14 protein-coding genes are annotated in these 13765 nt (G+C 72.3%); 6 read left to right on the top strand and 8 right to left on the bottom strand.

Features of this window, described 5'->3' with window-relative positions; translation table 11 throughout:
- Nucleotides 1–56 precede the first annotated feature (56 nt).
- Nucleotides 57–530 (top strand): BlaI/MecI/CopY family transcriptional regulator, encoded by a 474-nt coding sequence (locus tag ABD879_RS03810; protein ID WP_345017457.1) that lies wholly within the window; start codon nt 57–59, stop codon nt 528–530.
- Nucleotides 527–1435: a M56 family metallopeptidase gene (locus ABD879_RS03815; protein WP_345017458.1), complete on the top strand. Its 909-nt coding sequence runs from the start codon at nt 527–529 to the stop codon at nt 1433–1435. The genes ABD879_RS03810 and ABD879_RS03815 overlap by 4 nt, the downstream gene beginning before the upstream one ends.
- Before the next feature lie 12 nt (nt 1436–1447).
- Here ABD879_RS03815 and ABD879_RS03820 read toward each other — a convergent pair whose 3' ends face one another.
- From ABD879_RS03820 to ABD879_RS03850, 7 genes are all read right to left on the bottom strand, one after another.
- On the bottom strand, nt 1448–1918 hold the full coding sequence (locus tag ABD879_RS03820) for a pyridoxamine 5'-phosphate oxidase family protein (RefSeq protein WP_345017460.1): 471 nt from the start codon (nt 1916–1918) through the stop codon (nt 1448–1450).
- A gap of 7 nt (nt 1919–1925) precedes the next feature.
- Nucleotides 1926–3407, bottom strand: a complete 1482-nt coding sequence (locus tag ABD879_RS03825; RefSeq protein WP_345017462.1) for an MFS transporter — start codon at nt 3405–3407, stop codon at nt 1926–1928.
- A gap of 112 nt (nt 3408–3519) precedes the next feature.
- Nucleotides 3520–3999 (bottom strand): MarR family winged helix-turn-helix transcriptional regulator, encoded by a 480-nt coding sequence (locus ABD879_RS03830; protein WP_345017464.1) that lies wholly within the window; start codon nt 3997–3999, stop codon nt 3520–3522.
- Between the two features lie 41 nt (nt 4000–4040).
- On the bottom strand, nt 4041–4715 hold the full coding sequence (locus ABD879_RS03835; RefSeq protein ID WP_345017466.1) for a TetR/AcrR family transcriptional regulator: 675 nt from the start codon (nt 4713–4715) through the stop codon (nt 4041–4043).
- Complete coding sequence (locus ABD879_RS03840) at nt 4715–5692, bottom strand: saccharopine dehydrogenase NADP-binding domain-containing protein (RefSeq protein ID WP_345017468.1); 978 nt, start codon at nt 5690–5692, stop codon at nt 4715–4717. Before ABD879_RS03840 ends, ABD879_RS03835 begins: the two co-directional genes overlap by 1 nt.
- A complete protein-coding gene (locus ABD879_RS03845) occupies nt 5689–6543 on the bottom strand; it encodes a class I SAM-dependent methyltransferase (RefSeq protein ID WP_345017470.1) in 855 nt (284 codons plus the stop codon). The genes ABD879_RS03840 and ABD879_RS03845 overlap by 4 nt, the downstream gene beginning before the upstream one ends.
- Before the next feature lie 138 nt (nt 6544–6681).
- The gene (locus ABD879_RS03850) at nt 6682–7266 is read right to left on the bottom strand and encodes an ATP-dependent Clp protease proteolytic subunit (RefSeq protein ID WP_345017472.1); all 585 of its coding nucleotides are present in this window, start codon (nt 7264–7266) and stop codon (nt 6682–6684) included.
- A gap of 84 nt (nt 7267–7350) precedes the next feature.
- Here ABD879_RS03850 and ABD879_RS03855 point away from each other — a divergent pair, with 84 nt between their 5' ends.
- From ABD879_RS03855 to ABD879_RS03865, 3 genes are all read left to right on the top strand, one after another.
- Entirely contained in the window at nt 7351–8280 is a 930-nt protein-coding gene (locus ABD879_RS03855; RefSeq protein WP_345017474.1) for a LysR family transcriptional regulator, read from the top strand.
- A 156-nt stretch (nt 8281–8436) separates the two neighbouring features.
- Entirely contained in the window at nt 8437–9240 is an 804-nt protein-coding gene (locus ABD879_RS03860; RefSeq protein ID WP_345017476.1) for an SAM-dependent methyltransferase, read from the top strand.
- A 201-nt stretch (nt 9241–9441) separates the two neighbouring features.
- Nucleotides 9442–11436, top strand: coding sequence for an ABC transporter ATP-binding protein (locus ABD879_RS03865; protein WP_345017478.1), 1995 nt, complete (start codon nt 9442–9444; stop codon nt 11434–11436).
- A gap of 20 nt (nt 11437–11456) precedes the next feature.
- Here ABD879_RS03865 and ABD879_RS03870 read toward each other — a convergent pair whose 3' ends face one another.
- Nucleotides 11457–12170 carry a methyltransferase domain-containing protein gene (locus ABD879_RS03870; RefSeq protein WP_345017479.1) on the bottom strand — a complete coding sequence of 238 codons (714 nt, stop codon included), beginning with the start codon at nt 12168–12170 and terminating at the stop codon, nt 11457–11459.
- A gap of 588 nt (nt 12171–12758) precedes the next feature.
- On the opposite strand from ABD879_RS03870, the gene ABD879_RS03875 reads away from it, so the two are divergent.
- Nucleotides 12759–13508 (top strand): protein-L-isoaspartate O-methyltransferase family protein, encoded by a 750-nt coding sequence (locus tag ABD879_RS03875; protein WP_345017481.1) that lies wholly within the window; start codon nt 12759–12761, stop codon nt 13506–13508.
- Nucleotides 13509–13765: the final 257 nt, after the last annotated feature.

A 13765-nucleotide genomic window follows, 5' to 3' on the forward strand; every position in this document is an offset into this window, starting at 1 on the left:
GAGGGTGGTACTACCGGCCGTGGTGACGTCCCTCTCAGTCGGATACCCTGGCGGTCGTGAAGGGTCTGGGAGAGCTTGAGCGCACGGTCATGGAGGTCCTCTGGGAGCGGGACGGCGCCGGACTGCCGGCCGCCACCGCCCGCGACGTCAGCAGAGCCCTGGCGAGCGAGCGGGATCTCGCGCACACCACCGTCATGACGGTCCTGGACCGGCTGGCCAAGAAGGGCTTCCTGCACCGCGAGCGGGACGGCCGCGCCTGGCGCTACCGCCCGGTCGCCAGCCGCGAGGAGTACGTCACCGAGCTCATGCTGGGCGCCCTCAACGAGACCGGCGACCGCGACGCGGCCCTGGTGCGCTTCGTGCACTCGGTGTCGCAGACCGAGGCCGACGTGATCCGCCAGGCCCTCGCCGAGCTGACCGGCAACGGCTCGTCTACCGGCCCTACCAGCGCTAAGCTGCGGGAGGGGGAGCCGCCTGAGGCGAACCCGTCCGACCGGAACCTCACCACCGGCAAGGAGCCACCGGCATGACCGGCGCCGCCCTGCTCGCACTGATCTCCATCGGGACCGTTGGCGGGGCGCACCTGCTGTCGCGGGCCCGGTGGACGTGGCGTTCCCCCCGCACCGCGATAGCCCTCTGGCAGGCCCTCGGGCTGGGCTGGGGCGTCGCCACGATCGGCGCCCTGCTGGGCTTCGCGCTCATGCCCTACGACCACGGCATCATCGGCGGCCTGCCGCTGCTGCTGGCCGACCGCGCCGCCCGCCTCGACGCCTGGCACGCCGTCGCGCTGCTGGCGGCGGTCACCCTGGCCGCCGTGCTGCTGGCGATGCTGGCCTACGCGGTGTTCCGGGTGGTGCGGGCCCGGCGCCGCCATCGCGCGCTGCTGGAGCTGATCTCCCGCCGCGACGCCGCCGTCCCCGGCACCCTCGTGCTCGACCACCCCGCCGCCGCGGCCTACTGCGTGCCGGGCGTGCGCTCGTCCAAGGTCGTGGTCAGCGCCGGGACCCTGGAGCTGCTCGACCCGGCCGAGCTGGCCGCGGTGCTGGCGCACGAACGCGCCCACGCCCGCGAGCGGCACGACCTGGTGCTGCTGCCGTTCGCCTCGCTGCGCCACGTCTTCCCGCAGATCGGGCTGGTCGGGCGGTGCCTGGACGCGGTCGAGCTGCTCATCGAGATGGCCGCCGACGACCGCGCCCGGCGGCACCGCGCGCCCCGCGAGCTGGCCACCGCGCTGCTGCGGTTCGCCGCCGCCCGCCCCGCGGCCGCCCCGTCCGGCGCCCTCGGCGTCGCGACCGCCGACGACATCCCGGTGATGGCCCGGGTCAACCGGCTGCTGCAGCCGGTGCCGCTGGGCCGCCCCGCCCGGGTCGCCGCGACGGTCGCCGTCCCGGTCCTCGCGCTCGTGCCGCTGCTGCTGTACGCGCTGCCGCACTGACCGGTTCTCCGGCTAGCCGCCGACGGTCAGCCCGTACAGCCGCGTCACCCGGATCCTGACCACCAGCCGCCGGTCCTTGACCATGTTCTCCAGGAAGACGGCCTGATCGGCGGGGCTCAGCTCGGCCGGGTAGATGGCCAGCAGCTCGCGGCCGGTCCCGTCGCCGGGCCGCTCGCTCACCGGGGACGCCTCCGCCACGCCCTCGGCGACCACGTACGTCATGTGGTCGGCCGAGGTGACGTACAGCGCCACGCGGGGGTCGTTGCGCACATGGCGCACCTTGAGCCGGTCGGCCGTGGTGGAGAAGCGCAGGACGCGCTCCTGCGGATCCCAGTGGTAGAGCACCGTGGACAGCGCGGGATGCCCGTTGCTCTTGTTGGTCGCCAGCGCACCGAACCGGTGCTCGCCGAGCAGGCGCGACAGCTCCTCGTCGGTCGGCTTCTTCGGCCCGGGGCCGGTGCCGGGAGAGTATCCGCCGGTCATTTTCGCGTCAGCCCTTCTGCCCGGCGGGGACGCGGCGCAGCACGAGCAGTGCGGTCGCGATCGCGGCCACCAGCAGCCCGGTGCCGACGGTGAACGCCAGCCGGTGTCCGCCGGTCAGCGCCGGCGCCTCCGCCAGGCCGCCCGCGCGCAGGTGATCGGCCCGGGCGGCGACGAACGTGGACAGGGCCGCGACACCGAGCGCGGCGCCGATCTGCTGGGTGGTGTGGAACAGGCCGGACACCGCCCCGGCGTCGTCGTCGCGCGCCCCGGACATGCCCAGGCCGGTCAGCGCGGGCAGGGCCAGGCCGAACCCGCCGACCAGCACCATCACCGGCAGCAGGCGGACGGCGTAGGGGCCGTCCGCCGGCAGGCGGGTCAGCCCCGCGTACCCGACCAGCACCGGGACGAGCCCGGCCAGCAGGACCGTCCGCTCGCCGAACCGGCCGATCAGCCGCGCCGACACCCCCAGGGACAGCCCGCCGATGATGATCGCGGCGGGCAGCATGGCCAGGCCGGTCTCGGTCGCGCTGTAGCCGCGCACCTGCTGCATGTGCAGCGCGATGAGGATCTGGAACCCGAACATCGCCGCGATCGTCAGCAGCTGCACCAGGTTGGCGCCCCACACGTTGCGGACCCGCAGCGTCCGCAGCGGCAGCAGGGGAGCGGCGGCGGTGGCCTGGCGGGCGACGAACGCGGCCAGCAGCACCGCCGCGCCGGCGGCCAGGCCGAGGGTGCGCGCCGACGCCCAGCCGGACCGCTCGATCTGCACGATCGTGTACACGGTCAGCATGGACCCGGCGGTGACGAGCACGCCGCCGAGCACGTCGGCGCCGCGCCGCAGCCCGAGCCCGGGGTCGTCGGGCAGCAGCCGCACCACCCCGATGATCGCGGCCGCGCCGATCGGCACGTTGATGAAGAACACCCAGTTCCAGCCGAGCCCGTCGGTGAGCAGCCCGCCGAGCACCTGCCCGAGCACGGCGCCGGTCGCGCCGGTGAACGCGAACGCGCCGATGGCCCGGCCCCGCTCGCCCGGGTCGGTGAACAGCGTCACGATGATCCCGAGGGAGACCGCGGAGGCCAGCGCGCCCCCGGCGCCCTGAGCGAACCGGGCGGCGACCAGCATCGCAGGCGTGACGGCCGACCCGCACAGCACCGAGGCCGCGGTGAACACCCCCAGCCCGGCCAGCAGCACCCGGCGGCGGCCCGCCAGGTCGCCCAGCCGCCCGGCGAGCAGCAGCAGCCCGCCGAACGCGATCATGTAGGCGTTCACCGTCCAGGTCAGGCCGGACGGGCTGAACCCCAGGTCGGCCTGGATGGCGGGCAGCGCCACGGTGACGATGCTGCCGTCCAAGATGATCATCAGCGACGCGGCGCACAGCACGGCCAGCGCGTACCGGCGGCGCCGGGACGCGGGCGCCGCCGCCTCGTCCGGGCCGACCGCGGGCCGCGGGGGTGCGGCCTCGGTCGCGGGGGAGGGGGTCTTGGACATGGGTCATCTCCTGTCAGCACATGACGAGCTCGACAGGAGAGACAGTAGCAGATGGTTTTTTAGTAGACGATCCTCTTGTGATCTATCTTGTTCGGACCTATCCGGTGCGGGCCTATATGGCGGCGGTGCGCTCGCGCGGCCGGCGGCACGAGGCGTCCACCGGCTCCGCCAGGTGGCCACCGGCCAGACGCTCCATGGCGCGCACGAACACCTCCCGCTCGTCCTCCGGCAGCGCCTCCAGCACCGCGCCGTGCACCCGGTCGACGATCCGCATGCTGCGCTCGGCGATCTCGGCGCCGCGCTCGGTGACCGAGACGATCCGGGCGCGCCGGTCGCGGCTGGACGGGCGGCGCTCGGCGTACCCGGCCTTCTCCAGCGCGTCCAGCGTGACGACCATGGTGGTCTTGTCCATGTCGCACACCTCGGCGAGCTGGATCTGGGTGCGCTCCTCCTCCAGGGCGTGCACGAGCACGCAGTGCATGCGCGGGGTCAGCCCGATCTCGTCCAGAGCGGCCGTCATGTGCGTCTTCAGCACATGGCTGGTGTGGTTGAACAGGTAGGACAGGTCCGGGATCGTTCGCGTGACGGTCATGCCGCCAGGTTAGTTCGTCAGCAGATAATCCGTCAGATGGCCTATTGCCGGTCGGGACGCCGGCCGGGGCGCCGGCCGGGGCGGCGTCCCGGGGCGATGCCGTCGAGCACGGCCGCGACCAGGTCGCCGACCTCGTCGTCCCCGGGCGGCTGCGCGGGCCGGGCGTACCCGTGGACGAACGTCGACGTCACCGCCTCGTGGCACACGCCCACGATCATCCTGGCCGCCGCCTCGATCCGCGCGTCCGGCGCGAGCCTGCCCAGTTCCCGTTCGTCCCGCAGGTAGGCCAGCAGCCGGTCGCGCCAGTCCCCGCCGGGCCGGCCGCCTCCGCCGCCGGGGTCGGCGAACCGGGCCAGGACGGCGGGCTGCCCGACCAGCCCGGCGAAGGCGGGCAGGATGCCCGCGTGCAGCCGCATGCCGTAGACGATGTAGGCGCGCAGGTTCTCCTCCACCGTCGCGGTGCCCGCGCCGGGGAGGTCGCCGAGCCCGCTCTCCACCGCGCGCACGCGGGCCCGCAGCGCGCACGCCAGCAGCTCTTCCTTGTCGGCGAAGTGGTTGTAGAGCACCCCGTCGGCGACCCCGGCCTCGCGGGCGATGAGCCGCACGGTCAGCCCGGCCGTCCCGCGTTCGCGGATGAGGCGTTCGGCGGTCGCGATCAGGTGCTCGCGCAGGCTCTGCTCTCCGCCCCGCAGCGCGGCGGCTCTCCTCGGCGACATCACCTCTGATCGTATTCGGGCGGCCGCCACGTGAAGCCCTCGGCCGCCAGCTCGTCCAGGAACGGCCCGGGTTCCACCACCTCCTCGATGTGGTGGACGCCCCGGGGCAGCGCGTCCAGCCGGGTGGCGAGCAGCGCGGCCACCAGCCCGGTGGCGCGGCTCTGCCGTCGTCCGCTGAACGACGCGCTGACGGCCCCGTACGAAACGGTCACCGCGAACGCGTCGCTCCCCACGTGCACCCGGCCCAGCAAGTCCCGCGCGAGCAGGCGCAGCCGAGGCCGGCGCAGCAGACGTGCGACCCCCGGCGCCCCCAGTAGGCCCGACAGCGACCGTGAGTCCAGGCACAGCCCCGTGGCGACGCGTTCGACGCCCAGGGTCGCGGGCAGCGTGTACTGGTCGGAGAACGGGAACCGGCGGACGACCCGCGTGCCGAAGGGCTCGGGGAACCGCATGCGCCACGAGGGCCCCGTCTCGCCCAGCCCGTCCAGCGTCCAGTCGACCGCCGCCGCCCCATGGCGCTCGCCACCGCCTATCAGCACGCCGATCCGCAGTTGGGGGGCGGGCGGAGCGACGTCGACGCAGTGCCGGGCCAGCAGGTTGGTCACGCCGGGCGCCAGCCCCACGCTCAGCACCGCCGTCGCCGAGCGGCGCCCCCGCAGCCGCTCGATCCGCGCCAGGCGTTCGGCGGAGGCGGAGACGTCCAGGTAGTGGACGCCCCGGTCGAGGCAGGCGCCCGCCACCCGGGCATTGCTCTGCTCGGCGCACATGATGACGGCGTGGGCGCCGGTCACGGCCCGGGCGATGTCGGCGGCGACCCGCAGGTCGACGCGAAGGGGCACGGTCCCGGGCACCGAGCGCGCCTTCGCCGGATCGCGTCCCGCGACGACGATCTCGCCCGGCCAGCGGCCGGTCAGCGCGGCGGCCGCCGCGCGGCCCACCGCCCCGTACCCGCCCAGCAGCACGATCCGTCCGGTCATCGCAGCGCGGTGACCAGCCAGGCGGACGTCGGCAGCCGGACGGCGTCCGGCTCCTCGAACCGCCGCATCGCGACCTCCAGCGCCTCCAGCGCCCGTGCCGCCGTCGCCTCGTCCACCCCGCCGAGGTGGTGCCGCACCGGGCCCCAGCCGCCGAGGAACCGCGCCGCGTCGGCCGCGTCCCGCCCCCAGACCTGCACCGCCTCCACATGCGTGCACGTCACGTCGCGGAACCCGGCGCCGTCGCCCAGGACGGCGCGCACCCGCTCCGGGTCGGCCAGCGAGGTCGGCCCGGCGTCGGCCGCGCCGACGGGACGCAACTGCGGCACGTGCTCGGCCATGGCCGCGAACAGCTCCCCGAGGGCGCTGCCCCGAACCGGCTGCATGCACAGGAACGCCACCCGTCCCCCGGGGCGCAGCGCGCGCCGGATGTTGGCGAACGCCGCGACCGGGTCGGCGAAGAACATCACGCCGAACCGGCTGATCGCCACGTCGAACGCGCCGTCGGGGAAGGGGTGCACCTGGGCGTCGCCGCGCTCGAACGTCACGTTGCCGACCTGCTCGTCGAGGGCGGCCAGGCGCGCCGTGCGCAGCATCGGCTGGGACAGGTCCACGCCGGTGACCTGCCCCAGCCGGGCCCGCCGCGCCGCCAGCCGCGTCACCTGCCCGTTGCCGCAGCCGACGTCCAGCACGCGGTCGCGCTCGCCGATCGCGGCCGCGTCCAGCAGCGCGTCGTTGAAGCCGCCGTTGACCGCGTCGTAGCGGTCGCGGTGGGCGGCCCAGTGCTCGCCCTCGTAGCCGTTCCACGCCTCGGCCTGGTGGGTGTTGACGATCTTCGGTGCGGTGGCGCTCATCGCGGCCCTCCATATGAACATGCGTTCATGAACATGTGTTCATGGTGGGCCATGCGGACGCGTCCCGTCAACGGCGATGGGCATGCCGGGCAACGACGAAGGCCCGCCGCGGCGGGCCTTCGGGTGCGGTGCTCGGGCTCAGGCGGCGGCGGTCACCCGGGGAGCGGTGCGCACCACATGGTCGACGAAGCCGTACTCCCTGGCCTCCTCGGCGGTGAAGAACCGGTCGCGGTCGGAGTCGGCCTCGATCCGCTCGACCGGCTGACCGGTGTGCCGCGCGATCAGCTCCTGCACGATCCGCTTGGTGTAGCGCATGTTCTCCGCCTGGATCCGCACGTCGGACGCGGTGCCCGCGACACCGCCGGACGGCTGGTGCATCAGGATCCGCGCGTGCGGCAGGGCGTAGCGCTTGCCGGGCGTCCCGGCCGACAGCAGGAACTGCCCCATGGACGCGGTGAAGCCCAGCGACACCGTGGCCACGTCGTTGGGCACGTACTGCATGATGTCGTAGATCGCCATCCCGGCGGTGATCGAGCCGCCGGGGGAGTTGATGTACAGGAAGATGTCGCGGTCGCGGTCCTCGGCCGACAGCAGCAGCATCTCGGCGCAGATCCGGTTGGCGATGGCGTCGTCCACCTGCTGCCCGAGGAAGATGACGCGCTCGCGCAGCAGCCGCTGGAACACCGGGTCGAAGCCGGACGGCAGCTCGTCCTTCGTGGTCATGGCCCCAGCAAAGCCGCCCGCCGCCGCCGAGGTCCAACAACTCTTCACGGGTGATTGACAACCGGCGGTGGTTAATCTGGACACGTGGACGTGGATCTCCAGCTCGTGCGCGCGTTCGTCACCGCCGCGGAGGAGATGCACTTCGGCCGCGCCGCCGCCCGGCTGTTCCTGACCCAGCAGGCGCTGTCCAAACGCATCCGCAGGCTGGAGGAGGCGCTGTCGGCGTCGCTGTTCGACCGCACCACCCGCCGCGTCGAGCTGACCCCGGCCGGGCGCCGCTTCCTGCCGCTGGCCAAGGACGCGCTCGCCGCGTTCGACGCGGCCGTCGCCTCGGTGCGCGAGACCGCCCAGCCGCTGCGCGTCGACGTCTTCGACGAGCGCTTCAGCCCCATGCGGCTGCTGCGCGAACTGCTGGAACGCGACCCGTCGCTGCACGTCCAGCCCAGCATGCGCCAGGGCCTGGCACTGGCCCTGCCCGCCCTGCGCACCCGCGAGATCGACGCCGCGTTCGGCCAGGCCATGGACCTGCCCGAGCCGCTGCCGCCGGAGCTGGCGCACCGGCTGGTGCACCTGGAGCCGATGCACGCCTTCGTCCCGCTGGACCATCCGCTGGCGTCCCGGGACGCGATGCGCCCGTCCGACCTGCCGGGCATCGCCATGGCCGACCCGGGCGGCGCGAGCGAGGCGCGCGGCTACCTGACCGGCCTGGCCCGCCGCTTCGGCGTGCCGATCCGCTTCTACGAACCGGCGATCGGGCACCGCCACTACGGCGAACTGGTGCGCCGCGAGAAGCGCGACGTGGCGCTCGGCGAGGCCGGCATCGAGATCCCGCCCGACTTCGGCCTGCACCGCATCCGGCTGGTCGACCCGGTGCCGCTCGCCCCCTGGTCGGTCGTATGGCACCGCGGGAACACCAGCCCCGCGCTGCGCCGCATGCTGCGCCTGCTGCCCGCCCCGACCCCGCCGCCGCCGGACGACCCCGCCCACTGGATGCCGGACGCCTACCGCGCCTGACCCCGTTCTCCGGATGGCCGCATCAGGTCATCCACCGGCGTCCACCAGCGCTGTTACCGATATTGACGAAAATGGTCGGCCCAATCGTGACCTTCGCGTTCCCATGATCGTGCAGAATGTCCGGCTGACACCGGCCGGGCGACCAGGGGAACGGCAGTGAGCGAACGCGACTGGCAACAGCGGGTGGACCCGAGCAAACCCCACCCGGCGCGCATGTACGACTACTACCTCGGCGGCAAGGACAACTTCGAGGCCGACCGCGAGGCCGCCGAAAAGGTGCTGAACGTCTTGCCCGAGGCCCGGCTGATGGCGTTGGAGAACCGCGCCTTCCTCGGCCGGGCGGTGCGTTTCCTCGCGGAGGCCGGCATCCGGCAGTTCCTGGACATCGGCACGGGGTTGCCGACGCAGGGCAGCACCAGCGAGGTGGCGCACGAGGTCGCGCCGGACGCGCGGATCGTCTACGTGGACAACGACCCCATGGTCCTCGTGCACGCCCGAGCCCTGTTGGCCGATGGTGATGCGAAGTCCACTGTCGTGGTCGAGGGGGATGTGCGGGATCCCGATGGGATCCTGGGGAATCCCGACGTTCGTGCGGTCATCGACTTCGATCAGCCCGTTGCCGTTCTGCTGGTGGCGATCCTGCATTTCGTTCGCGACTCCGAAGATCCTTTCGGGATCGTCGAGCGTTTCAAGCGTGTCATGGCGCCGGGAAGCCATCTGGTGCTGAGCCACGGCACGCATGACTTCGACCCCGAACGGTCCGCCGAGGCCACCCGCTTCTACGCCAAGGCCACCGCACCGTTCGTCACCCGCAGCGGCGCCGAGATCAAGCGCTTCTTCGACGGCCTGGAGATGGTGGACCCCGGACTGGTGCAGCTTCCGCTGTGGCGGCCGGACGGCGACCCGCCGCCGCACCTGGACGCCATCTGGCTCTACGGAGGCGTCGGTCGCCGCGTGTGAGCACGGTCGGCACCGCCGGGCTTACCAAAGGTAACAATTCTGTTCCCTTCGGGCGGCGACCACAGTCGGTCGGCGGTCTTCCCGCGCCGCGCCCGATCACCGAAGGTGGTCCCCGGATCACTCACCGCGGGAGGCCGTGCCGATGGTCGACGACGCTGCCGGATCGGGCATCACGCGCGCTCTCCGGAGCGAGGCGCCCCGATGAGGCTGCGCTTGCGCAGACGGCCGCGCCGCCCCGAGGAGCTGCTGGAGACCTTCGGGCCGAAGCTGGCCGACTCGTCGTCCTGGCACGCCAAGGCCGCCGAGCTGTCGCAGACCGGCATGCTCACCATGGCCCGGCGGCTGCCCGCGCTCATCGGCCAGGTCATGGCGCTGGCGTGGCGGGCCAACCGGCGCGACCTGATCGTCACCGTGGTGCTCAACGTCGTCGCCGGGCTGTTCACGGCCTTCGGGCTGCTGGCGACCACCGGCGTCCTGACGGCCCTGTTCGCCGCCGGCCCCACCCCCGACCGGGTGCGCTCGGCCGCGCCCGCGCTGCTGCTGGTCGGCGGGGCCGTCACGCTGCGGGGGGCGTTCGCGGTGGCGGCGCAGTGGGCGCAGGCCCGCCTGCGGCCCCAGGTCGAGCAGATCGTGGAGCGGCGCCTGTACGAGGTCACCACCGGCATCGACCTGACCGCCTTCGACGACGCCGACTTCCAGGACCACCTGCACCGCGCGCGCCTGCGCGGCGTCGACTCGGCCCCCTCGATGGTGGACAACGCCGTGGACCTGTTCACCGCCGCGGTCGGGGTCGCGGCCGCGGCGGGCGCGCTCGGCGTGCTGCATCCGGTGCTGCTGCCGCTGCTCCTGCTGACCGCGCTGCCCGAGGGCTGGGCGGCGGTGCGCGCGGCGCGCCAGGGCTACCTGACCCAGCTGAGCCTGGTGGAGGCCCGCCGCCGCAGCTGGATCATCACGGAGCTGATGACCGAGCGGGTGCACGCCGCCGAGGTCCGCTCGTTCAACCTGCGCGGCTTCCTGCTGCGGCGGTACGGCGTCCTCGCCGACCACATCCGCGCCGTCCTGCTGGCCCTCGCCCGCCGCCAGACCATGACCCGGGTGTGGGGCGACGTGCTCAAGGGCCTGGCCACGGCGCTGATGTACACGGCGCTCGGCGTGCTGCTGTGGCAGGGCGTGATGCCCCTCGCGGTCGCCGGGACGGCCGTCCTGGCGATCCGCACCGGCCAGAACTCGCTGATCAACCTCGTCTACGCCCTGAACCGCTGCTACGAGGACGGCCTGTACTTCGGCGACTACGTCAGCTTCTGCCGGGTGGCCGGAACCCGCCTGCCCACGGACACCGCGGCCGAGGCGGACGCGCCCGGCGCCTCCAACGGCACGCAGGGCACGTCCGGCACGGTGGCGACGTTGCGGGCGTTCCGCGAGATCAGGGCCGAGGCGGTCACGTTCACCTACCCCGGCGGCGACACACCGTCCCTGCGCGAGGTGTCGGTGCGGCTGCGGCGGGGCGAGATCGTCGCGCTGGTCGGGGAGAACGGGTCGGGCAAGACGACGCTCGCGAAGATCCTGGCGGGCCTGTACATGCCGCAGGGGGGCGAGGTGCGCTGGGACGGCGTTCGCGTGTCCGACGTGGACCCCGACGACCTGCGCCGCGCCATCGCCGTGGTCGCCCAGGACCATACGCACTGGCCGATGACCGCCGCCGACAACATCGCCCTGGGCGACGACCCCGACAGCGGCTCGGTGCGGCGGGCGGTGGAGGAGGCGGCGGCCGCGTCCGGCGCCGCCGAGGTGATCGCCAAACTGCCGCACGGGCTGGCCACGCTGCTGGACAAGCGGTTCGTGGACGGGTGCGAGCTGTCGGGCGGCCAGTGGCAGCGGCTGGCCGCCGCCCGCGGCTTCTACCGGGACGCGCCGCTGCTGATCTGCGACGAGCCGACCGCCGCGTTGGACGCCCGCGCCGAGCACCGCCTGTTCGAGCAGATCCGCCACCACGCCGCCGAGCGCGGCCGCACCGTCCTGCTGATCACCCACCGGCTCGCCAGCGTCCGGCACGCCGACCGCATCTACGTGCTGGACGGCGGCCGCGTCATCGAGGAGGGCGACCACGAGCACCTGATGAGCCTTGGCGGCCTGTACGCCGAGCTGTACGAACTGCAGGCCTCCGCGTACCGGCAGGCCCGCTTTGACGTGGGCTGAAAGAGGCCGCGGCCGTTCGCTCAGCCGCCCTCCCAAGGATTGTCGGGCGAGTCCAACCACACGCGCTGCCCGTCAGCGGTCACGGTGATGCCGAACCGGCCGTAGTCGGGCTCGCCGGCCTTGATCCATCGCTCCTCGGTCTCGTGGCTGACCCGGGGCGGAAGGTGCTGGGAGTTCAGGGGCATGAATCCCCCGGGGCCGATGAACCGACCGTCGGCGGTTCCGTCCTCGCGGACGGTGAACCGCGCCAGCGGCGGCTCGGGATGGACCGTCGGGGCCCAGGGGACCAGGATCACCCCGCCGGGTCGGGTCTGCTGCACCCAGGCGTAGGGCACGGTGTGGGCCGCGGCGGTGACGATGATCCGGTCGTAGGGGGCGCCGGGCGGGTAGCCGGCCTCGCCGTCCCCGGTGATCACCTCGACCCGGTACCCGGCCCGGTGCAAGGCCGCCCGCGCGTTGTCGGCGACCTCGGGGTCGATCTCGACGCTGATCACGCTGTGCTCGCCCAGCAGGTAGGCCAGCACGGCCGCGTTGTAGCCGGTGCCGGTGCCGATCTCCAGGACGCGCATGCCCGGCGAGAGATCGAGAGCGTTGATCATTGCGGTCATGATGCGCGGCGCACTGCCGATGCTGGCGGCCACCATGCCGCGTCCGCTTTCGGGATCGCACAGTTCAGCCGGAACGATCGGGTCAGGGCCGACCTTTGTGATCACGGCGCCGTTCTCGGCTTCCACAAGCTGTCGCCATCGGTCGGGATCGGCGGAACGCCGCAGCGGCACCAGGAAATGGTCAGGACCCGGTACGTACACCACCTCCGGGATGAACTGCTCCCTGGGGATCGCCGCCAAAGCCTCCTCAGCCGACCTCACTGCTCACCGGTCCCATTGCACGCTATGCACGTCTGCCAGCGTCGCTTCCCGTTCCCGTCATCGGTCACCCACTGGCCCTTTTGACCATTGCACACGCTACACGTCTGCTTCTTGCTGTGCTTGCCCATGGCGCCCGCCTCTTTCTCCCGCACTGCCGGACGTTGTTGTGAATTTACCGTGACTTCCTGTCGTGCGCCTGTCACTCAGGTGGAAGAAGTCGCTTCCGTTCGGCGCCCGCCCCCTTGAAGGCAAGGGATAGTATCTGAGTCCACCATGCAAATACCAAGTGATCAAACTAGGGTGAGAGAGGTTCAGTTAAATGGGCAAACACACCAAAGAGGACGCTTATGGGACCTGTGGAGGAGAGGGAGAAGTCCCGATAACGAGCGACGGCAGGGACGAGCGCGGTACGCATATGACAGTCTGTCCCACCTGCCGGGGATCGGGGAGTTCATGACCGAGAAGCCGATCACGTTCCCATCGCTTCCTCCCGTAGACCGGCGCGTGTTCATCCCCGACGACATCTGGGTTGTGGAGAACAAGCAGTGGGCTCGGTTGTCGCGTCGGGATGATCCGGCCAGATGGGAGCGGCTGGTCGCGTCCGATGACGCGATCACGACGCAACTCAAAAGAGGCATCTGGCCATCGTCCTCGTCCTCCGCCCCCGCGGTGATGGCCGACATGATCGCGGCATTGAGGCTCAAGCCGGGCATGCGGGTGCTCGAAATCGGCACGGGCACGGGCTGGAACGCGGCATGCCTGGCCGAGCTCGGAGCCGAGGTGGTCTCCGTCGAGATCGACGCCGTGATCGCCGCCCGCGCCCGCACCAACCTGCAGAAGGCCGGCTATCCGGAAGTGGTCGTGATCACCGGTGACGGTGAACACGGAGCACCCGATCACGCGCCGTTCGACCGTGTGCTGTCCACCGCCGCGGCCCGGAACGTCCCCTATGCCTGGGTGGAGCAATGCGTTGAAGGGGGTCTCATCGTGACTCCCTACACGGGGGAAGGGCACAAGTACGCGTTGCTGGTCCTCACGGTCTCCGCAGGCGTGGCCGCAGGCGGAATGGAGGGCACGGCATTCTTCATGCCCTTGCGCGGGCAGGGGCTTTCGCAAGCAGACCAGCGCGCCCTCGAGTGCCGCAATGACCTCTGGGTGGAGGTGGGCAAGTCCGGCCAAGTGATCACCTATCGCTCGGACTGACGCCCTTCTTCCCGCCGCCCCTGCCCATTTGGAGCGTCGACCGCGCACCCCTGAATGCTGTCACGATAACCAGGGATTCGTATCCGCCCCTGGTTGAGCGCCCGGCGGGCGTGATCGGCCGGCGTGGCATCAACCTCGATCGGTACTACGTCCTCCGCGCTCAGCAGATGCGCCAGAACTGCCGCGTCGCGGCCGTTTTCAGTGAGCCTTTTCCATCCTGATCACGCTGGTCACGGGGTTGTCGCGGTCTCGGTGTT

Source organism: Actinomadura keratinilytica (assembly GCF_039539665.1).
GTDB classification, from domain to species: Bacteria; Actinomycetota; Actinomycetes; order Streptosporangiales; family Streptosporangiaceae; genus Spirillospora; species Spirillospora keratinilytica.

Bases quoted from the DNA above. Each gene is read 5' to 3' on its own strand.
- ABD879_RS03815 (WP_345017458.1), top strand. From the start codon at position 527: ATGACCGGCGCCGCCCTGCTCGCACTGATCTCCATCGGGACCGTTGGC.
- ABD879_RS03820 (WP_345017460.1), bottom strand. From the start codon at position 1,918: ATGACCGGCGGATACTCTCCCGGCACCGGCCCCGGGCCGAAGAAGCCG.
- ABD879_RS03825 (WP_345017462.1), bottom strand. From the start codon at position 3,407: ATGTCCAAGACCCCCTCCCCCGCGACCGAGGCCGCACCCCCGCGGCCC.
- ABD879_RS03830 (WP_345017464.1), bottom strand. From the start codon at position 3,999: ATGACCGTCACGCGAACGATCCCGGACCTGTCCTACCTGTTCAACCAC.
- ABD879_RS03835 (WP_345017466.1), bottom strand. From the start codon at position 4,715: ATGTCGCCGAGGAGAGCCGCCGCGCTGCGGGGCGGAGAGCAGAGCCTG.
- ABD879_RS03840 (WP_345017468.1), bottom strand. From the start codon at position 5,692: ATGACCGGACGGATCGTGCTGCTGGGCGGGTACGGGGCGGTGGGCCGC.
- ABD879_RS03845 (WP_345017470.1), bottom strand. From the start codon at position 6,543: ATGAGCGCCACCGCACCGAAGATCGTCAACACCCACCAGGCCGAGGCG.
- ABD879_RS03850 (WP_345017472.1), bottom strand. From the start codon at position 7,266: ATGACCACGAAGGACGAGCTGCCGTCCGGCTTCGACCCGGTGTTCCAG.
- ABD879_RS03865 (WP_345017478.1), top strand. From the start codon at position 9,442: ATGAGGCTGCGCTTGCGCAGACGGCCGCGCCGCCCCGAGGAGCTGCTG.
- ABD879_RS03875 (WP_345017481.1), top strand. From the start codon at position 12,759: ATGACCGAGAAGCCGATCACGTTCCCATCGCTTCCTCCCGTAGACCGG.